A 22,201-nucleotide genomic window follows, 5' to 3' on the forward strand; every position below is an offset into this window, starting at 1 on the left:
CTTCACTTCACGTTCGAGGGATCAGGTGAACCGGTCGAGGTTCGGGCGACCGGCCCGCCCGCGCCGACGCGGGCGCGGCAAGGGACGAAGGCGTCAGGGGCCTCAGCCAGCAATTGCATCTCCGCCCGGGCGATCGGCGCCAGGGCGGCGACGTAGGCTGGATCCTGAAGCCGCCGCCGCAGCACAGCAACCGCCGCCGGGTGGTCGCCGCCGTCAAAGTGGCTGAGGGCATAGGTCAGGCCCGGCGCTGCGAAGTAGGCGTGGACCATGCGCAGCCGCTCTTTGCGTTCGGCGAGATAGCCGGCCAGCGCGACGTCCGGATGGTCCGCGGTCCGGACCACCGCCTGCGCCCGGACGTCGCCCGCGTCGATCCAATGGTCGATGGCGAACTTGTCGTCCGGGTGGTCGCCGGGAACAACCGGATGCAGGCCGAACTGGCCGACGACATAGCTGTCGGTGACGAAGCAGCGCTTGGCCTTCTCCTCGGCGACGACCATCTCGGCGGGCGCGCTGTCCCGCAGCGTCCCGTCGTAGCCGCGGTATCGCATGTCGGCTTCGGACGCCATGCTGGCGAACATGCGCCCGAGCGCCCCCGGCTGGCTCGCATAGCGGCGGGTCAGCCGGTCCATCTCGTCCGGCGCGCACATCGGACGGCCGACCATCTGGCCGAGGCCGCAGACGGCGTTGCGACTGACCACCACCCCCACCGCCGTGGCCGGACGGGGATCGAACTCGGCGAGCAGCCGTCGGGGATCGTGCAGCTGCGCGCCGCGCCAGCCGACGAAAGCAATGAGACCCACCGCCGCGCCGAGCGTGGCCATGCGGCTCAGGCCCAGCCAGTTGCGCCCGTCGCCCACGTCGAAGCGTCCGTCGTGCGCGGGCGCCTCCTGGGCCGGATGTCCTGGAGAGCGTCGGCCGAACCCTTGCCCGCGCACGTCCGTCCGGCGCGTGTCGCGGCGTGACGGCGCGATCAGGGCCATCGAGCCGGTCACCGCGATCAAGGCCTTCACACGCTGGCCGATCGAGGGATGGGTGGCGTACGGCCCGGCCGCCGCCCCGTCGATCATCATGGACTCATGGAGGGCCGGCAGGCCGGCGATCCGGCTGCGGCCCTCGATCTTCTTCAGCGCCGAGACCAGCGCCGCCGGATTTTGCGTCGCCTCGACCGCCGCCGCGTCGGCCACGAACTCGCGCGAGGCGCCGATCAGCGCCCTCACCCCATGGCCCGCGCGCACCGCGCATTGCGACAGGAAGGCCAGGATCATCACCGCCACGAACAGCGGCGGCGCCACGAAGATCACGAGCGGCAGCCCGATCAGCTCGATGAGCGGATTCACCGGCTTGGGCCGCCGGGGCAGCATCAGCCGGCGCAGTATGGACAGGCAGATGTTCGCCGCCGCCATCAACCGGATGTCGCCGTTGCCGATGTGGGCGAGCTCGTGGGCGACGACCGCCGCCAGTTCCTCGTCGTCGAGCCCGGCGATCAGGCCGCGCGTGACCACCACGACGGCGTCACCCTGGCGGATCCCGCAGGCGAAGGCGTTCAGCGCCGCGGAGTCGATCACGCCGACGTAAGGGGTCGGAAGGCCGCGCGCGATCGCCAGCGCTTCGACGATGTCGCACAGCCTGGGCTCCTCTTGGTGGTCGACGAAGTCGAACGCCGCCACCCTGCGCACCGAATGGACGTGCCAAGCCATCTGCAGAGCGAAGATCGCGGCCGCCGCCAGGGCGACAAGCGGAACGTACCGCACCGCATAGCCGTCCCAGTTCAGGAACGGTGCGTGCGTCTCGTCGAATCCCGCGAGCGGCAGATAAAGGGTGAGCGCCGCCGCCAGCTGCAGGGCAAGGGCGAACCCGCCGAACAGCGCGATCGAGCGTCGGTCGTTGGCCTGGATCCAGCCGAACAGGCCGTTGACGGCGAGCATGCGTGGCGGCTCTTGCGGCGGATCAGAACTTGAAAGCCGCCGGCTCGTCGATCAGCACCCGCTCGAAGCCCAGGTCGAACGGCAGGCGCAGGTTCATCCGCCGGATCTTGCCGACGAGGCTGCCGGGGAACTGCCGCAGAGTCGCGCCGTACTCGCCGACGGCGAGGTTGTAGAAGCGGCGCGAGGCGGTGATCCGGTTCTCGGCCGCGACCAGCTCGGCGCGCAGGTCGGCAAAGTGGCTGGACGCCTGCAGCTCGGGATAGCGCTCGGCCAAGCTCATCAGCGCGTTGATCTGCTGGCTGATGTTCTTCTCGGCTTCCAAGCGGATGTCGGGCGTGGACGCGCGCATCGCTTCGGCGCGAGCCTCGGTGATCCCGAGCAGGATGTCGCGCTCGTGGCTTGCGACGCCGCGGACGGTCTCCACCAGCCCGGGGATCAGGTTGTGACGGTGCTTCAGATGCACGTCGATGTCGGAGAAGGCCGTATCGCAGCGCTGGTCAAGCGCCACAAGGCGGTTGCCCGTCGCCAGGAACACGACGACGGGCGTCAGCGCCGCCAATGCCACGAAGCCGACAATCACCAAGATCAAAGTCATCTAACTCACCATCCACGAGCTGTTAACTACAATTATAGCCGCCCAGGATTGAAGAAGATTAAATGTAGAATCGAAACTTCACCGCTTAACTTGTGCTTAAGTGGAGGCGTCGCAGGATTACACGACAACAGATCTGGAGACAGGCGATGGCCGAGTCGATCTTCGCCCGCGTTTCACGCATTGTTTCGGCTCACGTCGAAGACGGAGTCGACCGCATGGAGGAGGCGGGCGGCGAGGTCGTCATGCGGGAGGCGGTTCGCGAGGCCGATCGCGCCATCGACCAGGTGAAGGCCCAACTCGAGGCTGTCATGGCTCGGCGGCTGCAGGCCGCCCGGCAGAGGCAGATGCTGGCCCAGCGGCTCGAGGAACTGACCGAAAAGGCGAAGTTCGCCCTGAAGGAAGGCCGCGATGACCTCGCGGAGGCCGCCCTGTCGCGCCAGATCGACATGGAAGGACAGGCTGGGAAGCTCGACGAAATCCAGGCCCAGGCGCGCGAGGAGGAGGCCCGGCTCGAAGACGGCCAGGCTTCGCTGAAGGCGCGCAAGGCGCAGATGGAGGACGCGCTCTCAGCCTACGCCATCGCGCGGCGCGACGCCGCGCTGGGCGGCGACGGCCCGAGCCGCCCCGAACGCTCGGCCGAGAAGAAGGTCGACGCCGCCGAGCAGGCCTTCGACCGCGCCATGAGCGGCGCAGGCGGCGTGGGCTTCACCCGCGCCGACGCCGAAACCATCAATCGCGTGGCCGAGATCGATGGCCTTCAGAAGAGCGCGTCGGTGGCCGAGCGGCTGGCCGCCTTGAAGGCCGGGGCGGCGGCCTGATGATCCGCAAGCCGGCCGAAGGCTGGGGGCGCGAAAGCGCCGCCGTCGCAACGGTGCGCACCGCTGCGGCCCGCGGGAAGGATGTGGTCGTCACCGGCGGCCGCGCCGTTCGCGGGCTCGGCCTCTGCGCCGTTGGCGGCCTTTGGACCTTCGCGGGACTCGCCGCCGGTCTCTCCGGCAGCCTCCCCACCCTGATCGGCGCGGGCGGGCTTGGCCTCCTGACCATCGCCGTGGGGCTGCGAATCATGCGTGGGCCTCGCGCCCTGGATGGTGCGACGCCCGCCCGCCCGACCGCCGGCCCCCGCTTCGTCCCCGCTGCTGCGGGTCCCGTCACCGCCCTCGCCTATTCGCGCGGCAAGCTCCTGGCACATGCAGGCTTCGGCCTATTCGCCGTGCTGTTTGCGGTCTGGGGCGTCGGCCATCTGGGCGGGCCGCTGCGGATCATCATGACCGTCCTGATCCCGGTCTTTGCGCTCATGTCCCTGGGCGCCGCGCGCCGCGCTTTCGGCGACCTGACGGCGCTACGCTGGGACAGTCGGGGGCTGAGCGTCCGGACCCTGTTCTCCCAGCGCGAACTGGCCTGGTCGCAGGTGGCCAGCATCGACATCCAGCGGGTCAACACCTACGCCTTCTACGGCCTGCTGAAGGTCGCCACGCAGCGCTCCCTTATGGTGCGCCTGGCGAGGGGCGGCTTGTTCGGCGGGCGGGTAGGCGTTTCGTCCGCCCTGCTCGACCTGGAGGGCCGGACGCTCGAAGGTCTGGTGATCGAGCTCGCGGCCGCGCAGGCCGGTCGCGGAGTCCCACCCCCGCCGATCGCATCCGCGGCGCCTCCGGGGGCGTCGCAACCGGCCCGGCCGCTCGATCCGGCAAGTCCGAGGACCGCCGCACCGGGAGCGACCGCGCCAGCGGCCGCCGCCTCAGTCAATCAACCTCCGGGGTTCGAGACCGGATCCGCGCGCGCGTTTGGCCGGCGCGGCGTCTGACACCTACCCCGGCGTCGTTCTGGTCACCTCTGCGCCAGAAAGCGGACGTCTCCGACGTCTCGGAAGAGCCAAAAACCGACCATGCCCCGCACGCGCCCGTCTCCTGCTATGACCCCCTCATGCCCGTCGTCGACCTCCTCGCCCTCCCCGCCCTCCTCCCCCGCCACGCGCCGGTCATGGGCCTGGACCTCGGCGAGAAGACCATCGGCGTGGCGGTCTCCGACATCGGCCTGTCGGTGGCCACGCCGCTGGAGCTGATCCGCAGGGTGAAGTTCACCGACGACGCGGGAGCGCTGTTCAAGCTGATGGACGGGCGCGGGGCGGCCGGGGTGGTGATCGGCCTGCCGGTGAACATGGACGGGAGCGAGGGGCCGCGGTGCCAGTCGGTGCGGGCGTTCGGGCGCAACCTGCTGCGGCTGCGCGAGATGCCGGTGGCGTTCTGGGACGAGCGGATGAGCTCGATGGCGGTCAACCGCATGCTGATCGACGAGGCGGACGTGACCCGGGCGCGGCGGGCGGAACTGGTGGACAAGGCCGCCGCCGCCTGGATCCTGCAGGGCGCGCTCGACCGGATCAGATCGGCGCTTGGCTAAGCGGCGGAACCTGCCTATGACCGCGCTTTAATGACGACGCTGGCAGGTCTCGACGAGGTCATCGGAAGGCGATTCCCCTTCCCCCGGCGGCATTTCCTGTCCGTCACCGACCTGAACGTCGTCGAGGTGGGCGCCCTGCTGGACCTGGCCGACGGCTTCGTCGGCCTCAACCGCCAGACCTCGAAGAAGCTCGACCTCCTGAAGGGTCGCACGCTGATGAACCTGTTCTTCGAGAACTCGACGCGGACGCAGAGCTCCTTCGAGCTGGCCGGCAAGCGGCTGGGCGCCGACGTGGTCAACATGAGCCCGCGGTCCTCGGCGATGTCCAAGGGCGAGACCCTGATCGACACGGCGGTGACGCTGAACGCCATGCAGCCGGACATATTGGTGGTGCGGCACGCCTCGTCGGGGGCGGCCTCGCTGCTCAGCCAGAAGGTGGGCTGCTCGGTGATCAACGCCGGTGACGGCCAGCACGAGCACCCGACCCAGGCGCTGCTGGACGCGCTGTCCATGCGCCGCGCCTTCGGGCGCATCGCCGGGCTGAAGGTGGCGATCTGCGGCGACGTGCTGCACAGCCGCGTCGCCCGCTCCAACGTCGCCCTCCTGCAGATGCTGGGGGCCGAGGTGCGGCTGGTGGGGCCGGCCACCCTGATGCCGGCCGAGGCCGAGCGGTGGGGCGTGGCGGTGCATCACCACATGCGCGAAGGCATCGCCGGCTGCGACGTGGTGATGGCGCTGCGCCTGCAGCTCGAGCGGATGGACGGGGTGATGGCGCCATCGCAGCGGGAGTATTTCCGCTTCTACGGCCTCGACCGCGAGAAGCTGGCCCACGCCGCGCCGCACGCCCGGGTGATGCATCCCGGCCCGATGAACCGCGGGGTGGAGATCGATTCCGACGTGGCCGACGACCCGGCCGTCAGCCTGATCCAGGACCAGGTGGAGATGGGCGTGGCCGCGCGCATGGCGGTGCTGGCCTCGCTGGCGGCGCGGCTGGACAACGACCGGTGAGCCGGCCGCAGGCCTTCGTGAACGCGCGGTTGGTGGACCCGGCCAGCGGCTGGGACGGGCCGGGCGCGGTGCTGGTGCGCGACGGCGTCATCGTCGAGGCGGCGCAGGGCGCCGGCCTGGGCGCGCTGTCCGACGACGTGGAGGTGGTGGACGCGGCCGGCGCGATGCTGCTGCCCGGCCTGGTGGACCTGCGGGTCAAGACCGGCGAGCCGGGCGCGGAGACCAAGGAGACGCTGAAGTCCGCGGCCCTGGCGGCGGCGGCCGGCGGCGTCACCTCCATCGTCGTGCAGCCGGACACCAGCCCGGTGGTGGACGAGCCCTCGGTGGCCGACTTCATCCTGCGCCGGGCGCGCGACATCCACCTGGTCCACGTCTACCCCGCCGGCGCCGCCACCAAGGGCTGCAAGGGCGAGCGGATGGCGGAGATCGGCCTGATGGCCGAGGCGGGCTGCGTCTACGTCACCGACGCCGACCGGCCGATCGTGGATTCCAAGGTGCTGCGGCGGGTGCTGGCCTACGCCGCCGGCTTCGGCATGCAGGTGGCGCACCGGCCGGCCGATCCCTGGCTGACCGCAGGCGCCGCCGCCAGCGAGGGCGAGTTCGCCGGCCGCCTGGGCCTGCCCAGCGCGCCGGCCGCGGCCGAGAAGATCATGCTGGAGCGCGACCTGGCCCTGGTCGAGCTGACCGGCGCGCGGCTGATCGTCGATCAGGTGACCACAGCGCTGGCGCTGGAAAGCCTGCAGCGCGGCCTGTCCCGCGGGCTGCCGGTGACCGCCACCGCTTCGATCAACCACCTGTCGTTCAACGAGATCGACATCGGCGACTACCGCACCTTCTGCAAGCTGGACCCGCCGCTGCGGCACGAGGACGACCGGCAGGCGCTGATCGAGGCCCTGGCCACCGGCCTGGTGAAGATCGTGGTCTCCGCCCACGCGCCGGCGCCGGCCGAGGACAAGCGGCTGCCCTACGACGAGGCCGCGCCGGGCGCGGTGGGCCTGCAGACCCTGCTGCCGGCGCTGCTGGCCTTCCACCACGAGGGGCGTATCCCGCTGATCGACCTGATCCGCACGGTGACCTGCGCGCCGGCCGACCTGCTGGGCCTGCCCGCCGGCCGGCTGGCCAGGGGCGCCCCGGCCGACCTGGTGCTCTGCGACCTCGACGCGCCGCAGGTGATCGACGCCGACAAGCTGGTGTCGAAGTCGAAGAACTCGCCATTCGACGGGCGAAGGCTGCAGGGCCGCATACTGCGCACGGTGGTGGACGGGCGGACGGTCTTCAGCGCCGACGCGTGACGCGCAGCCCGCCGGACGCTAGGAGGTGGCGCGAGGGGGACTATCGATGCTGGACGTCATCAGCCCGACGCAGATCGCCGCCGCGGTGGTCGGCGGCTATCTGCTAGGCTCCGTGCCTTTCGGGGTGATCGTCACCCGGCTGGGCGGCGCGGGCGACCTGCGGGCCATCGGCTCGGGCAACATCGGGGCCACCAACGTGCTGCGCACCGGGCGCAAGGACCTGGCGCTGATCACCCTGGTCGGCGACGGCGGCAAGGGGGCGCTGGCGGTGCTGCTGGCGTGGCTGACCTCGCGAGGGTCGCCGGCCTCGACCCAGACGCTGCTGACCGCCCTGGCCGGCGGGGCGGCGTTCCTGGGCCACCTGTTCCCGGTCTGGCTGAAGTTCAGGGGCGGCAAGGGGGTGGCCATCTTCCTGGGCGCCCTGCTGGCCGCGGCCTGGCCGGCGGGCCTGCTGGCGGCGGGGACGTGGATCGCCGTCGCCTTCCTGTTCCGGATCTCCTCGCTGGCCGCCCTGGTCGCCGCGGCGCTGGCGCCGCTGTTCGTGTTCGCGGTCCACGGGCCGCGGCCCATCACGCTGATGGCGCTGTTCATGGCGATCCTGGTGTTCGTGCGCCACCAGGAGAACATCCGCCGGCTGGTCAGGGGCCGGGAGCCCCGGATCGGCGCCGGCAAGGCGGACCCGCCCGCGTGATCCACCGGCTGACGCCCGACGAGCGGCTGGACTGGCTGCGGCTGGCCCGCACCGAGAACGTCGGTCCCGTCACCTTCGACCAGCTGCTCGCCCGCTTCGGAACCGCCGGCGTGGCCCTGGCGGCGATTCCCGACCTCGCCCGGCGGGGCGGACGGGGACAGGCGTTGACCTCCCCGCCCCGCGCCGAGATGGAGCGCGAGCTGGCCGCGGGCGAGGCCCTGGGCGCGCGGCTGATCGCCGCCTGCGAGCCGGAGTTTCCGCAGATGCTGGCCGCGCTCGATCCGCCGCCGCCGCTGATCTGGACCCGCGGGAACCTGGCGCTGCTGCAACGCTCCACCGTGGCCATCGTCGGCGCGCGGGTCGCCTCCGCCGCGGGCCAGCGCTTCGCCCGCGGCCTGGCCGCCGAGCTGGGCGCGGCGGGCCAGGTGATCGTCTCCGGCCTGGCGCGGGGGATCGATTCGGCCGGCCACGAGGGAAGCCTCGCCACCGGCACGGTCGCCGTCCTGGCGGGCGGGATCGACGACGTCTATCCGCCGGAGCACCGCGGCCTCTACGAACGCATCGTCGCGCAGGGGCTGGCGGTGGCCGAGCATCCGCCGGGCCGCACGGCCCAGGCCCGCGACTTCCCGCGACGCAACCGGATCATCTCCGGCCTGTCGCGCGCCGTGGTGGTGGTGGAGGCGGAGATCCGCTCGGGCTCGCTGATCACCGCCCGGCTCGCCGCCGAGCAGGGCCGCGAGGTGCTGGCCGTGCCGGGCTCGCCGCTGGATCCTCGCGCCCGCGGCGCCAACGACCTCATCCGCCAGGGCGCGGCGCTGTGCGAGGGCGCGGAGGACGTGCTGCGCGCCCTGGCCGGCTTCTCAGGCTTCCGCGAGCCGGGGACGGAGCGCCTCACCGGCCCGCCGGCGACGAACGACGCCGGGGACGATCCCGGCGCGGAGGCGCTGCGGCGGCGAATCGCCGGACTGCTCTCGCCGACGCCGGTGTCGCGCGACGAACTGGTGCGTGCGACGGGCGCCTCGACGCCGCAGGTTTCCGCGGCGCTGGTGGAGCTGGCGCTGGCCGGCCGGGCCGAGCTTCTGCCGGGCGGCCTGGCCGTCGCGGGACAAGCCAAAGCCGTGCGCCGTTGACATGCCAGAGGCGACGACCCAACTTCCGCGGCTTCACAAAGTACGGGTCTCCCACCCGGGACAGGCTGTCACCTCCCCATGAACGTCGTCGTCGTCGAAAGCCCCGCGAAGGCCAAGACCATCAACAAGTACCTGGGGTCGGACTATATAGTCCTGGCCTCCTACGGGCACGTTCGCGACCTGCCGGCGAAGAACGGCTCGGTGCGGCCCGACGAAGACTTCGCCATGAGCTGGGACGTGGACGCCAAGTCCGCCAAGCGGCTCAACGAGATCGCCGAGGCCGCCAAGGGTGCCAGGACCATCATCCTGGCCACCGACCCCGACCGCGAGGGGGAGGCGATCTCCTGGCACGTGCTGGAGGTGCTGTCGAAGAAGCGCGCCCTGAAGGGCGCCGCCGTGCAGCGGGTGGTGTTCAACGCCATCACCAAGTCCGCCGTCACCGAGGCGATGAAGCACCCGCGCGACATCGACATGGAGCTGGTGGACGCCTACCTGGCCCGCCGGGCGCTGGACTACCTGGTGGGCTTCACCCTCTCGCCGGTGCTGTGGCGCAAGCTGCCGGGCGCGCGCTCGGCCGGCCGGGTGCAGTCGGTGGCCCTGCGGCTGATCGTCGACCGCGAGCTGGAGATCGAGCGGTTCCGCACCCAGGAGTACTGGACCGTCGAGGCGGACGTCTCGGCCGGCGCCGAGCCGTTCCTGGCCCGGCTGAACAAGCACCAGGGCCGGAAGCTCACCAAGTTCGACCTGCCGGACGAGGCCGCCGCGCACGCCGCGCGCGCCGCCGTCGAGGCCGCCGATTTCCGCGTCGCCTCGGTCGAGAAGAAGCCCGGCCGCCGGGCCCCGCCCCCCCCCTTCACCACCTCCACCCTGCAGCAGGAGGCCGCCCGCAAGCTGGGCTTCTCCGCCCAGCGCACCATGCAGGCCGCCCAGCGCCTCTATGAGGGCGTCGACATCGGCGGCGAGACGGTGGGCCTGATCACCTACATGCGGACCGACGGCGTGCAGTCGGCGCCCGAGGCGGTGGCCGAGACGCGCGAGGTGATCGCCGGCCTCTATGGGCGCGAATATGTCCCGGAGAGCGGCCGGATCTACAAGACCAAGGCCAAAAACGCCCAGGAGGCGCACGAGGCGATCCGTCCCACCGCCCTGGCCCGCAACCCCGGCTCCCTGCGCCTGGACGCCGACCTGGGCCGGCTCTACGAACTGATCTGGAAGCGGATGATCGCCTCGCAGATGGAGTCCGCCCGCATCGAGCGGACCACCATCGACCTGGAGTCCGCCGACGGGAAGACCGGCCTGCGCGCCACCGGCCAGGTGGTGCTGTTCGACGGCTACCTGGCCGTCTACGAGGAAGGCCGCGACGACCCGGACGACGAGGAGGGCGGCCGCTTGCCGGCGGTGAGGGACGGCGCCGACGCCCGGGTGCTCGCCGCCCGCGCCGACCAGCACTTCACCGAACCGCCGCCGCGCTATTCGGAAGCCAGCCTGGTCAAGAAGATGGAGGAGCTGAGCATCGGCCGGCCCTCCACCTACGCCTCGATCCTCACCGTGCTGCGCGACCGCGAATACGTCCGCATGGACAAGAACCGCTTCATCCCGGAGGACAAGGGCCGGCTGGTCACCGCCTTCCTGGAGGAGTTCTTCCTCAAGTACGTCGAGTACGACTTCACCGCCGCACTGGAGGAGAAGCTCGACCTGGTCTCAGCCGGCGAGCTCGACTGGAAGGTGCTACTACGCGAGTTCTGGACGGATTTCTCCGGCGCCGTGGGCGAGATCGGCGACCTTCGGGTGGGCCAGGTGCTGGAGGCGCTGAACGAGGCGCTGGGCCCGCACATCTTCCCCGACCGAGGCGACGGAAGCGACCCCCGGACCTGCCAGACCTGCGGGACGGGGCGGCTGTCGCTGAAGACCGGCAAGTTCGGCGCCTTCATCGGCTGCTCCAATTATCCCGAGTGCCGCTACACCCGCCCGCTGGCCCAATCGGAAGGCGACGAGGCCGAAACCGCCAGCGGCGAGCGCGAGCTGGGGGTCGATGCGGAGACCGGCCTGACGGTCTATCTGAAGGCCGGCCGCTTCGGGCCCTACGTGCAGCTGGGCGAAGGCGAGAAGCCCAAGCGCGGCAGCCTGCCCAAGACCTGGTCGCCGGCGGTCATGGACCTGGAGAAGGCCCTGCGCCTGCTGCGCCTGCCGCGCGAGGTGGGGGCGCACCCCGAGGACGGCCAGGCGATCCTGGCCGGCATCGGCCGCTACGGCCCCTTCGTGCAGCACAACGGCACCTACGCCAACCTGCCGTCGGTGGACGAGGTGTTCGAGGTGGGGCTGAACCGCGCCGTGGCGCTGCTGGCGGAGAAGCGCGCCGGCGGCCCGGGACGCGGCCGCGGCGAGGCCCAGCCGCTGGCCGAGCTGGGCGCCCACCCCGCCGACGGGCAGCCGGTCCGCGTGATGCCCGGCCGCTACGGGCCCTACGTCAAGCACGGCTCGACCAACGCCAACGTGCCGCGCAACAGCGACCCCAAGGCCCTGACGCTGGAGGAGGCGGTGAAGCTGCTGGCCGAGCGCGAGGCCAAGGGCGGCGGCAAACCCAAGCGTGGGGCGAAGAAGCCGGCGGCGGCGAAGGCGGCGGCTCCCAAGAAGGCGGCCGCCAAGAAGCCCGCCGCCAGAAAGGCTCCCGCGAAGAAGAAGGCCGCGGCGGGCTGACGCCTTCTCCACTCGTCCCAACGCCTTTTTCCTCCCCTGTCCCGCAGAGGACGGGGGAGGAGGCGCGCCCCGCAGAGGACGTGACGGTGGGGGCGAGCCGACGCACTGCGCCAAGTCTACGCCCCCTCCACCACCCGATCTTCGGCGGGCGGTCCCCCTTCCCCGTCCTCTGCGGGACAGGGGAGGAAATAGGGCCGCGCTCAAAGTTAGCGCCTATAGCGCTTTCGCCGGATGAGCGGGCGTATCCGTCCCCAGACCCCCGATTCCGCGTTAGATGACCCATGGCCAGAACCCGCGCCCCGAAGGCGTCCCGCTTCAAGTCCGCCCGCCCGGCGCAGGGGTTGCCTGAGCGCGACGCCCTGCTGGAGTACGTGCGGCGGCATCCCGACGCCGCCCGGGCCGAGATCGCCCAGGCGTTCGGGCTGAAGGGCGCCGACCGGCGCGCCCTGCGGGAGATGCTGCGCGAGCTGGAGGAGAGCGGGGCCCTGGTGCGCCGCGGCGGCCGCCGGGTTTCGGAGGCCGGCGCCCTGCCCCCGGTGGGCGTGGCCGACGTGGTCGAGCGCGACGCCGACGGCGAGCTGTGGGTGCGCCTGACCCAGGGCGAGGATACGCCGAACGCCCGCCTGGTCCCCGACCGGAATGAGCCGGCCGCCGGCGCGCCGGGCCTGGGCGACCGCCTGCTGGTGCGGTTTGAGCGCTCGGAGAGCGGCGACCTCGAAGCCCGGCTGATCAAGCGCCTGGGCCAGAGCGCCCACCGGGTGCTGGGGGTGGTGCGGAAATCCAACCGCGAGGTGCGGGTGGAGCCGGTGGACCGCCGCTCCAAGCAGAGCCTGGTGCTCACCGATCCGGGCGCCCGCGACCTGCGCGACGGCGACCTGGTGCTGGCCCAGGTGGGCGCGGCCGAGCGCCGCTTCGGTCCGCACCGCGGCAAGGTGCTGGAAGTGGTGGGCCGGGAGGACGAGCCTCGCGCCGCCTCGCTGATCGCCATCCACACCCATGGGATCCCCATGGGCTTCACCCCCGCCGCGGAGGCCGAAGCCGAAGCCGCCCAGCCACCGACCCTGGCCGACCGCGAGGACCTGCGCGACGTCCCCTTCGTCACCATCGACCCGGCCGACGCCCGCGACCACGACGACGCAGTCTACGCCGCCCCCGACGACGACGCGAAGAACCCGGGCGGCTGGACCGTCTGGGTGGCCATCGCCGACGTGGCCGCCTACGTCCGACCGGGCTCGGCCCTCGACGAGGAGGCGCGCGAGAAGGGCAACAGCGTCTACTTCCCCGACCGGGTGGAGCCGATGCTGCCCGAGCGGCTCTCCAACGGGCTCTGTTCCCTGCGCGAAGGCGAGAACCGCGCCTGCCTGGCGGTGCGGATGGTGTTCGGCGCCGATGGGCGCAAGCGTTCGCACCGCTTCGTCCGCGGCCTGATGCGCTCGGCCGCCAAGCTGGCCTACGAACAGGCGCAGGCCGCCGTCGACGGGACGCCGGATGACCAGACGCGACCGCTGCTGGAGCCGATCCTGAAGCCGCTCTATGCGGCCTATGCGGTGATGAAGCAGGGCCGCGACGCCCGCTCGCCGCTGGCCATCGACAGCCCCGAGCGAAAGATCGTCATCGGCGAGGACGGCAAGGTGGCCTCGATCACGCCGCGCGCCTCGCTGGAGGCGCACCGGCTGATCGAGGAGATGATGATCCAGGCCAACGTGGCTGCGGCGGAAACCCTGGAAGGCAAGCAAACGCCGCTGATCTACCGCATCCACGACACGCCCAGCCCCGAGAAGATCCAGTCGCTGGTGGAGTTCCTGGCCACCCTGGGGGTGCCGTGGTCGAAGGGCGAGGCGCCGCGCACCGACCGCTTCAACCGCCTGCTGGCCGACACCCGGGAAGGGCCGCACCGCGAGATCATCAACGAGGTGGTGCTGCGCAGCCAGATGCAGGCGGTCTATTCCGCCGACAACATCGGCCACTTCGGGCTGAACCTCGGCCGTTACGCCCACTTCACCTCGCCGATCCGCCGTTACGCCGACCTGATCGTCCACCGGGCGCTGATCCGCGCCCTGGGCCTGGGCGACGACGGGCTGACCGACCGCGAGATCGCCCGGCTGAAGGACACCGCCGAGAGCATCACCGCCGCCGAGCGCCGCGCCATGGCCGCCGAGCGCGACGCCACCGACCGCTACGTGGCGGCCTTCCTGTCCGACCGGGTGGGGGCGGAGTTCGAGGGGCGGATCACCGGCGTCACCCGCTTCGGCCTGTTCGTGCGGCTGGCGGAGACCGGGGCCGACGGCCTGGTCCCGGTCTCGCGGCTGGGGTCGGAGTATTTCGTGCACGACGAGGCCGCCCACGCCCTGGTGGGCGAGCGCACCGGCCAGCGCTGGCCGCTGGGCATGACCGTGCAGGTGCGGCTGGCGGAGGCCACGCCGATCACCGGCGGCCTGTTGTTCGACATGCTGAGCGACCCGGCCCCGCCGGACCCCCGGGGCGTGCGCCCGCGGCCCGGCATGCGCCGCCGGGGTCCGCCGCCCCGGCCGGATTCGCGCCGGGGCGGCCCGCCGCGGCGGCGGTAGACTCCCTTTCCTCCCGGCCTCTGCGGGACAGGGCCGGAAGGAGGGCCGGAGGCGGGTGCGCGGGACGGGATGATCGTGCATTAGGACGGGCATGACCGAGCAGATCTTCGACCCGCCGCAAATCGACGACCCGTCCGTGACCCGGCCGGCGGGCACACGCGCCGTGCGGCCGAAAGACGCCGGCGCCCTGATCCTGGTGCGCCGGGACGGAGCGCGCCCGCAGGTGCTGATGGGCCGCCGCAACCGCGGCCACAGCTTCATGCCCGACAAGTGGGTGTTCCCGGGCGGCCGGGTCGACCCGGGCGACGCCCGCGCGCCCTACGCCACCGACCTGCGGCCGGAGGTGGCCGCCATGCTGCGCGCCAGGACGCCGGAAGCCCGCGCCCGCGCGGTGGCGCTGGCCGCCGTGCGCGAGACCTTCGAGGAGGCGGGGCTGTTGCTGGCCCGTCCGGCGCCGGCCCGCAGCGCCGCCGGCCCCTGGCGCGAGTTCCTGGCCCAGGGCGCCCTGCCCGACCTGGACGCCCTGGACCTGGTGGCCCGCGCCATCACCCCCCCGGCGCTGCCCAAGCGCTTCGACGCCCGCTTCTTCATGGCCGACGCGGAACGGCTGCTCACCCTGGAGCGCCAGCCCGACTGCGGTGAGCTGGACGAGATCGCCTGGGTGAACCTGCAGGAGGCGATGAAACTGGACCTGCCGAACGTCACCCGCTTCATACTGCAGGAGCTGGAGGCGAGGCTGGAGGCTCCCGACCGCAACGTGCCGTTCGTGCGCGCGGGCCGCAGGGCGCTGACGGTGACGCATCTCTAGTCGAAGCCCTTCCCTCCCGAGGGGGGGCGTTCATGTCTTCGGCGCGGCCCCCAGGCGGCGCAGCCCCTCGGGCGGGATGCGCAGCTCGGCGCCGACCCCGCGGTGGTCGCGAAACCCGCGGGGCGAAACGGCAATATAGCGTCGGACTTTCGTCGTCCAAGCGGCCTGGCCGATGTTCGACGCGCCGGCGCATTGACTTTGCGGGCGCGATTCGTATTGTCCGCGCCTCATTTTCGACCGCCGGCCTCAGCGCCGCCTGACCGCTAGGGACCGACCATGGCGAAGCCCGCCTCCATCAAGATCCGCCTGAACTCCTCGGCGGACACCGGCTACTTCTACGTCACCAAGAAGAACGCCCGCACCAAGACCGAGAAGATGGTCGTCAAGAAGTACGACCCCGTGGTCCGCAAGCATGTGGAATTCCGCGAAGGCAAGATCAAGTAGGGCGCTTACACGTCTGATTTGATTTGAGAACGCCCGGAAATATCCGGGCGTTTTATTTTTTGGGGGCGCCGTTCACCACAGCGGACGTCGTCATCGGGCCTGTCCCGATGACCCATGCCCACGGCGGACGCCGGGCGCGCGCGGCCATGCGGCGGGCCGCCTTGGACCGCGGAGATCATGGGTGGCCGGCACAAGGCCGGCCATGACGTCACAATGAAGGAAGCCCCGCCCCCTACGCCGCCCGGGCGATGACCTTGTTGCGGCCGGAGGCCTTGGCCTCGTAGACCGCCTCGTCGGCGCGCTTGAGCAGGGCGTCGGGCCGGTCGAGTTCGCCGATGCTGGCGGCGACGCCGATGGAGATGGTGACGGTCAGCAGTTCCGCCCCGCCCATCACCCGGAACGGCGAGCCGGCGACGTGCAGGCGGATGCGCTCGGCGATGCGGTGGGCGTCCTCCAGGGACGTGTCGGGCATGACCACCACGAACTCCTCGCCGCCGTAGCGGCACGGCAGGTCGATGGCGCGCACGTTGGAGGCCAGGCGCACGGCGAACTCGCGCAGCACCTCGTCGCCCACGTCGTGGCCGAAGCCGTCGTTGATCTTCTTGAAGTGGTCGATGTCGATCAACAGGGTCGCGACCGGGTCGCCGCCCAGGCCCGCCCGCTTCACCAGCGCGTCGAGCTGGCCGGACATGTAGCGCCGGTTGTGCAGGCCGGTGAGCTGGTCGGTGACCGCCAGCTCCAGCGAATGGTCGAGGTTGTCGCGCAGGTAGTCGGTGTAGCGCTTGCGGCGGATCTGGGTGCGGGCGCGCGCGGCCAGCTCCTGCGGGTCGATCGGCCTGGCCAGGATGTCGTTGACGCCGATCTCCAGCGCCTTCACCAGCCGCGGCCGCTCGTCGAAGTCGACGATCGCCAGGATCGGGAGGTGCCGGGTGGCCTCGTCCGAGCGGATCTGGGCGGCGAGCCTGAGGCCGTCGAAGCCGCGGGCGGCGGCGTTGATGATCACCAGGTCGACCGGCCCCTTGGCGGTGACCAGGGCTTTCTCGGGATCGGATTCCACCACCGGCCGGTGCTCGACGGCCAGCTCGCTGCATACCCGGGCGGCCTGGCGCTCGTGGTCGTCGATGATCAGCACCCGCCCGCCGGAGCCGCCCAGGCGCGACGCCGCGCCGGCGATCACCCCCATGCGCCGGCCGGAGGCCTCGCGCTCGCGCAGCTCGTCGATCACCGTCTTCAGGCGCGTGAGGCTGCGCACCCGGGCGAACAGCATCATGTCGTCGATGGGTTTGGTCAGGAACTCGTCGGCGCCCGCCTCCAGCCCGGCGATCCGGTCGGCCCGGCCGTCCAGGGCCGTGACCAGCACCACCGGCATGTGGCGCGTCTCGGGATCGTCCTTCAGCCGGCGGCAGACCTGGAAGCCGTCCATGCCCGGCATCATCACGTCGAGGAGCACGATGTCCGGCTTCTCGGACGCGGCGATGGCCAGGGCGGTCGGCCCGTCGTTCGCCGTCAGCACCTCGTAGTATTCCGCGGTGAGCTTGGCTTCCAGCAGCCGGACGTTGGCTTCGATGTCGTCGACGACCAGGATACGCGCGGACATGGCGGGGCTAACCCAACAATCGACGGATGGTTTCGAGGAAATGCGTCACGGAGATGGGCTTTGAGATGTAGGCCTCGCAACCGCCCTCACGGATGCGTTCCTCGTCGCCCTTCATGGCGAAGGCCGTCACGGCGACCACCGGGATGTGCGCCAGGTCGTCGTCTTCCTTCAGCCACTTGGTGACTTCCAGGCCGGAGATCTCCGGCAACTGGATGTCCATCAGAATCAGGTCGGGGCGGTGCTCACGGGCCAGCGCGAGCGCCTGCAGGCCCTCGCGCGTCTGAAGGGTCTCATAGCCCTGCGCATCGAGCAGGTCATGAAAGAGCTTCATATTCAGCTCGTTATCCTCGACGATGAGGACCTTCTTGGCCATTGTCGTCTCGACGATCTTTCATTTGCCGGCGAGAATCACTCGCCAACACCCACCCGTGGCTGAGTCATCACACGGATATCCTTAAACTTCGTTAGCCGCGAAGGAGGCTCCACTGGGCCACATATCCGTCCCTCTCGATGACGTCCGTCGCATAGAGATGGGGCGTCTAGGCATAGATCGCGAGCGGCCCCTGTTCATCGTCGACGTCGACGAGGTGTTGGGACTGTTCATGGCCAGCTTCGGCGTCTTTTTACAGGGCCACGGCCTGGAGCTACGCCTCGACCGCTACGCCCTCTTCCAGAACATCTATGCGCCGGGCGCGGCGGAGCACCTGGACCTTGCCGAGGGACGGCGGCTGTTCGACGAGTTCTTCCGCCGAGGCTGCGCCGACATGGAGCCGGCGCCCGGCGCCGCCGAGGCCCTGCGGCGGATCTCGCGCCAGGCCACGGTGGTCGTGCTGTCCAACGCGCCAGCGCCCGCCCGGCTGGGCCGAGCCCGCTGGCTGGGCCGGCACGGGCTCGACTATCCGCTGATGCTGAGCAGCGGGCCCAAGGGACCGCCGGCCGCCGCCATGGCCGCCCGCACCACCCGGCGCTGCGCGTTCGTGGACGACCTGGTCTCCAACCTCGATTCGGTGGCCGAGGCCGATCCCGGCGTGGCGCGGTTCCAGCATGTGGCCGACGTGCGCCTGCAGCCCCTGGCCCCCGCCGCGCCCGACCGCCACCGGCGCATCGACGACTGGACGGAGCTGGGCGAGGCCGTGGCGGCGTCGCTGGCGGAGAGGTGAGGTCCAAGGCCGGAACAAATCGGGTATGCTCGCCTGATGATCCGGATCGGGGTGGATTTCGGCGGGACCAAGATCGAAGCCGCGGCGCTGGGCGCCGACGGCCGGTTCCTGGCCCGGGTGCGCGCGCCGTCGCCGCCGGACTACGCGGAGGCGCTGGCGACGGTGCGCGGCCTCGTCGCCCGGGCGGAGGCCGAGGCCGGCGCGGAGGGCGCGCCGGTGGGGGTCGGCGGCCCGGGCTCGGCCTCGCCGCGGGACGGGCTGATCCGCAACGCCAATTCCAACCAGCTCAACGGCAAGCCCTTCCGGCGCGACCTGGAGGCCGTCCTGGGACGGCCGGTGCGGCTGGCCAACGACGCCGACTGCCTGGCGCTCTCCGAAGCGCAGGACGGCGCCGGCGAAGACGCGGAGGTGGTGTTCGCCGCCATCCTGGGCACGGGCTGCGGCGGCGGGCTGGTGGTGCGCGGCCGGCTGCAGAGCGGCCGCAACGCCATCGGCGGCGAATGGGGCCACACGCCTCTGCCCTGGCCCGACGCCCACGAATATCCCGGGCCGCGCTGCTGGTGCGGACGGCGCAACTGCCTGGAGCTGTGGATATCCGGCCCGGGCTTCGCCCGCGACCACGGGCGCGGCCTGACCGGCGAGGCCGTCGCCCGGGCCGCGGAGACGGGCGACGCGGCGGCAGCCGCATCGCTCGACCGCTACGTGAGCCGCCTCGCCCGCGGCCTGGCGGTGATCTGCGACGTGGTCGATCCCGACGTTGTCGTCCTGGGCGGCGGCATGTCCAACGTGCAGGCGCTCTACGAAAGGCTTCCGGCGGCGATCGGGACGCACGTCTTCTCCGACCTGTTCACCACGCCGGTGCGCCCGGCGCGGCACGGCGATTCGTCCGGCGTGCGCGGCGCGGCGCGGCTCTGGCCGCTGGAGCCGGCGGAATGAGCGCGCTGTGCCGCGACTGCCTCGCGCGCCACCAGGAGGCGGTGCGCCGCTGCGCCGCCTGCGGCTCGCCGCGCGTGGTCGCCCACCCGGAGCTCGACCGGCTCACCATCGCCCACATGGACTGCGACGCCTTCTACGCCTCGGTGGAGAAGCGCGACCGGCCGGAGCTGCGCGACCAGCCGGTGATCGTGGGCGGCGGCAAGCGGGGGGTGGTGACCACCTGCTGCTACATCGCCCGCATCTTCGGGGTGCGCTCGGCCATGCCGATGTTCAAGGCCCTGCGCGCCTGCCCGCAGGCGGTGGTGATCAAGCCGGACTTTTCGAAGTACCGCGCGGAGAGCAAGCGCATCCTGGGCTTCGCAGCCGAGCTCACCCCGCTGATCCAGCCCCTGTCGCTGGACGAGGCCTGGATGGACCTTTCCGGCACCGAGCGGCTGCACGGCGCCGCCCCCGCCGCCACCCTCGCCCGCCTGCAGGCCAGGATCGAGGCCGAGGTGGGAATCACCGTCTCCATCGGCCTGGCGCCCAACAAGTTCCTGGCCAAGATCGCCTCGGACCTCGACAAGCCCCGCGGCTTCTCGGTGATCGGCCAGGCGGAGGCGCAAGCCTTCCTGGCCCCGCGGCCGGTCTCGATCCTGCCCGGCGTCGGCCCGGCCACGGTGAAATCCATGGCGGTGGCGGGCCTCGCGACGGTCGGCGACCTGGCCCGCGCCGCGCCGCGCGACCTGGCCGGCCGCTTCGGCGCCCACGGCCTGCGCCTATGGGACCTGGCGCACGGCCGCGACAACCGCCCGGTGGACCCGCGGCAGGCGCGCAAGGGCATCAGCGCGGAGACCACCTTCGGCGAGGACCTGGCGGGCCTGAGCGACCTGGAAGACCGGCTGGCCCCGCTGTGCGAGCGGGTGGCGCGCCAGGCCCGGGCCGGCGGGGTGGCGGGGCGGGTGGTGACGCTGAAGCTGAAGACCGACGATTTCCGCATCATCACCCGCAGGCGCGCCCTGCCGGCCCCCACCCAGACGGCCAGGACCCTGTTCGCCGTCGGCCGCGAGCTGCTGGCGCCGGAGGTGGGCGCGCGCCGCTGGCGGCTGATCGGCGTCGGCATCGCCGAGCTCCTCGACGCCGGCGCCGTGGAGGACGACCTGTTCGCAGGCGCCGAACGGCGGGCGCTGGCCGGCGAACGCAGCGTGGACGCCCTGAGGGCGCGATTCGGCCCGGACGCGGTCACGTCCGGCCGGGCGCTCCGGGCGCGCACCGCACCGCCCGAATGAGGGTTGCGGCCTGGGGCGGCGGTGCATCAAAATCGCCCCGTCGTCGTTAATACGAGGCGGCGCGACAAATCGACCCTTCCAAACGGGCATCTTTTCCATATCTAATCCCCCAAGGGCGGCGCCCTAGCGTCCGTCAGGAGACCTGTTCGATGGCCGAGCGAAAGCAAGGTGATCAGGCTACGGGCGTCCGGTCGGCGGTCACGACTCAGACAAAGCCGAAGACGCAGAAGCCGTCGCTCTATCGCGTTCTGCTCTTGAACGACGATTACACGCCGATGGAGTTCGTCGTGTACGTACTTGAGCAGTTTTTCAACAAGTCGCGCGAAGATGCGACCAGGATCATGCTGCATGTCCACCAACATGGGGTCGGCGTGTGCGGCGTGTTCACTTACGAGGTGGCGGAAACAAAAGTTGCGCAGGTCGTTGATACCGCCAGGCGGCATCAACATCCGCTGCAGTGCACCATGGAAAAGGATTGAGGCCGAGATTGCCTTCGTTTTCACGCCAACTGGAAGAATCCCTCCACCGCGCCGTGGCCTACGCCAACCAGCGTAAGCACGAGTACGCGACCCTGGAGCACCTGCTGCTCTCCCTCATCGACGATGAGGACGCCGCGGGCGTCATGCGCGCCTGCGAGGTGGACCTCGGCTCGCTGCGCACGACCCTCAACAACTACGTGGACAACGAGCTGCGCTCGCTGGTGGTGGACGACGGCGAGGACGCCAAGCCCACCTCCTCCTTCCAGCGGGTGATCCAGCGCGCGGTGATCCACGTGCAGTCCTCCGGCCGTGAAGAGGTCACCGGCGCCAACGTGCTGGTGGCGATATTCTCCGAACGGGAGAGCCACGCCGCCTACTTCCTGCAGGAGCAGGACATGACCCGCTACGACGCGGTCAACTACATCGCCCACGGCATCGCCAAGAAGGCCGGCGCGACCGAGGCGAAGGCTGTCAAGGGCGCCGACGACGAGGAGAAGCCGGTGGTGAAGACCGGCGGCGAAGCGCTGGACGCCTACTGCGTCAACCTCAACGAGAAGGCCAAGCAGGGCAAGGTCGATCCCCTGATCGGCCGCTCCTCCGAGGTCGAGCGCTGCATCCAGATCCTCTGCCGCCGCACCAAGAACAACCCGCTGCTGGTGGGCGACCCCGGCGTCGGCAAGACCGCCATCGCCGAGGGCCTGGCGCGCAAGATCGTCAACAAGCAGGTGCCGGAGGTTCTCGCCGGCTCGACCATCTTCTCGCTCGACATGGGCTCGCTGCTGGCGGGCACCCGCTATCGCGGCGACTTCGAGGAGCGGGTCAAGCAGGTGGTCAAGGAGCTGGAGAACCACGCCGACGCCATCCTGTTCATCGACGAGATCCACACGGTGATCGGCGCGGGCGCCACCTCGGGCGGGGCGATGGACGCCTCGAACCTCCTGAAGCCTGCGCTGGCCTCGGGCACCCTTCGGTGCATGGGCTCGACCACCTACAAGGAATTCCGACAGCACTTCGAGAAGGACCGGGCGCTGGTCCGGCGCTTCCAGAAGATCGACGTGAACGAGCCCACGATCGAGGACACCATCAAGATCCTCAAGGGGCTGAAGTCCTACTACGAGGACTTCCACAAGCTGCGCTACACCTCTGACGCCATCAAGGCGGCGGTGGAGCTCTCGGCCAAGTACATCACCGACCGCAAGCTGCCCGACAA

The 22,201-nt window shown here is 71.2% G+C and carries 20 protein-coding genes; 16 read left to right on the forward strand and 4 right to left on the reverse strand.

Translation table 11 applies throughout. The features are described 5' to 3' along the window. Positions 1-2: 2 nt before the first annotated feature. Together VGL30_RS02900 and VGL30_RS02905 are read right to left on the reverse strand one after the other, a co-directional pair. The gene (locus tag VGL30_RS02900) at positions 3-1,925 is read right to left on the reverse strand and encodes a M48 family metalloprotease (RefSeq protein WP_331536583.1); all 1,923 of its coding nucleotides are present in this window, start codon (positions 1,923-1,925) and stop codon (positions 3-5) included. 22 nt (positions 1,926-1,947) lie between these two features. Continuing rightward, positions 1,948-2,520, reverse strand: coding sequence for a LemA family protein (locus tag VGL30_RS02905; RefSeq protein WP_331536585.1), 573 nt, complete (start codon positions 2,518-2,520; stop codon positions 1,948-1,950). Positions 2,521-2,666: 146 nt separating this feature from the next. On the opposite strand from VGL30_RS02905, the gene VGL30_RS02910 reads away from it, so the two are divergent. The 11 genes from VGL30_RS02910 (at position 2,667) to rpmG (ending at position 15,551) form a co-directional block, all read left to right on the forward strand. Continuing rightward, positions 2,667-3,338, forward strand: coding sequence for a PspA/IM30 family protein (locus tag VGL30_RS02910; protein WP_331536587.1), 672 nt, complete (start codon positions 2,667-2,669; stop codon positions 3,336-3,338). Next, on the forward strand, positions 3,338-4,321 hold the full coding sequence (locus VGL30_RS02915; RefSeq protein ID WP_331536589.1) for a hypothetical protein: 984 nt from the start codon (positions 3,338-3,340) through the stop codon (positions 4,319-4,321). Before VGL30_RS02910 ends, VGL30_RS02915 begins: the two co-directional genes overlap by 1 nt. A gap of 119 nt (positions 4,322-4,440) precedes the next feature. Beyond that, the gene (gene ruvX, locus VGL30_RS02920) at positions 4,441-4,914 is read left to right on the forward strand and encodes a Holliday junction resolvase RuvX (RefSeq protein WP_331536592.1); all 474 of its coding nucleotides are present in this window, start codon (positions 4,441-4,443) and stop codon (positions 4,912-4,914) included. A 30-nt stretch (positions 4,915-4,944) separates the two neighbouring features. Further along, positions 4,945-5,922, forward strand: coding sequence for an aspartate carbamoyltransferase catalytic subunit (locus tag VGL30_RS02925; RefSeq protein WP_331536594.1), 978 nt, complete (start codon positions 4,945-4,947; stop codon positions 5,920-5,922). Continuing rightward, complete coding sequence (gene pyrC / locus VGL30_RS02930; RefSeq protein WP_331536596.1) at positions 5,919-7,214, forward strand: dihydroorotase; 1,296 nt, start codon at positions 5,919-5,921, stop codon at positions 7,212-7,214. The genes VGL30_RS02925 and pyrC overlap by 4 nt, the downstream gene beginning before the upstream one ends. 46 nt (positions 7,215-7,260) lie before the next feature. Then, the gene (plsY, locus tag VGL30_RS02935) at positions 7,261-7,905 is read left to right on the forward strand and encodes a glycerol-3-phosphate 1-O-acyltransferase PlsY (protein ID WP_331536598.1); all 645 of its coding nucleotides are present in this window, start codon (positions 7,261-7,263) and stop codon (positions 7,903-7,905) included. Continuing rightward, positions 7,902-9,035, forward strand: coding sequence for a DNA-processing protein DprA (gene dprA / locus VGL30_RS02940; RefSeq protein WP_331536600.1), 1,134 nt, complete (start codon positions 7,902-7,904; stop codon positions 9,033-9,035). Before plsY ends, dprA begins: the two co-directional genes overlap by 4 nt. Positions 9,036-9,113: 78 nt before the next feature. Continuing rightward, positions 9,114-11,732: a type I DNA topoisomerase gene (topA, locus tag VGL30_RS02945; protein WP_331536603.1), complete on the forward strand. Its 2,619-nt coding sequence runs from the start codon at positions 9,114-9,116 to the stop codon at positions 11,730-11,732. 281 nt (positions 11,733-12,013) lie between these two features. Next, a complete protein-coding gene (rnr, locus tag VGL30_RS02950; protein ID WP_331536605.1) occupies positions 12,014-14,299 on the forward strand; it encodes a ribonuclease R in 2,286 nt (761 codons plus the stop codon). Between the two features lie 91 nt (positions 14,300-14,390). Beyond that, complete coding sequence (locus VGL30_RS02955; protein WP_331536607.1) at positions 14,391-15,107, forward strand: NUDIX hydrolase; 717 nt, start codon at positions 14,391-14,393, stop codon at positions 15,105-15,107. 276 nt (positions 15,108-15,383) lie between these two features. Next, on the forward strand, positions 15,384-15,551 hold the full coding sequence (gene rpmG / locus VGL30_RS02960) for a 50S ribosomal protein L33 (RefSeq protein ID WP_331536609.1): 168 nt from the start codon (positions 15,384-15,386) through the stop codon (positions 15,549-15,551). Positions 15,552-15,783: 232 nt separating this feature from the next. On the opposite strand, the gene VGL30_RS02965 is transcribed toward rpmG, so the two are convergent. Both VGL30_RS02965 and VGL30_RS02970 read right to left on the reverse strand, forming a co-directional pair. Further along, positions 15,784-17,148 carry a PleD family two-component system response regulator gene (locus VGL30_RS02965; protein ID WP_331536611.1) on the reverse strand — a complete coding sequence of 455 codons (1,365 nt, stop codon included), beginning with the start codon at positions 17,146-17,148 and terminating at the stop codon, positions 15,784-15,786. A 7-nt stretch (positions 17,149-17,155) separates the two neighbouring features. Next, positions 17,156-17,521, reverse strand: a complete 366-nt coding sequence (locus VGL30_RS02970) for a response regulator (protein ID WP_331536613.1) — start codon at positions 17,519-17,521, stop codon at positions 17,156-17,158. 157 nt (positions 17,522-17,678) lie between these two features. On the opposite strand from VGL30_RS02970, the gene VGL30_RS02975 reads away from it, so the two are divergent. The 5 genes from VGL30_RS02975 to VGL30_RS02995 form a co-directional block, all read left to right on the forward strand. After that, positions 17,679-18,308 carry a hypothetical protein gene (locus VGL30_RS02975; protein WP_331536615.1) on the forward strand — a complete coding sequence of 210 codons (630 nt, stop codon included), beginning with the start codon at positions 17,679-17,681 and terminating at the stop codon, positions 18,306-18,308. Positions 18,309-18,344: 36 nt separating this feature from the next. Beyond that, a complete protein-coding gene (locus VGL30_RS02980; protein ID WP_331536617.1) occupies positions 18,345-19,244 on the forward strand; it encodes an ROK family protein in 900 nt (299 codons plus the stop codon). Continuing rightward, complete coding sequence (locus tag VGL30_RS02985) at positions 19,241-20,512, forward strand: DNA polymerase IV (protein ID WP_331536619.1); 1,272 nt, start codon at positions 19,241-19,243, stop codon at positions 20,510-20,512. Before VGL30_RS02980 ends, VGL30_RS02985 begins: the two co-directional genes overlap by 4 nt. Before the next feature lie 149 nt (positions 20,513-20,661). Next, a complete protein-coding gene (gene clpS, locus VGL30_RS02990; protein ID WP_331536621.1) occupies positions 20,662-20,991 on the forward strand; it encodes an ATP-dependent Clp protease adapter ClpS in 330 nt (109 codons plus the stop codon). An 8-nt stretch (positions 20,992-20,999) separates the two neighbouring features. Continuing rightward, positions 21,000-22,201: AAA family ATPase (locus tag VGL30_RS02995; RefSeq protein ID WP_331536623.1), on the forward strand; the 1,202-nt coding region annotated here is incomplete at its 3' end.

Source organism: Phenylobacterium sp. (assembly GCF_036502675.1).
Lineage (GTDB): Bacteria > Pseudomonadota > Alphaproteobacteria > Caulobacterales > Caulobacteraceae > Phenylobacterium.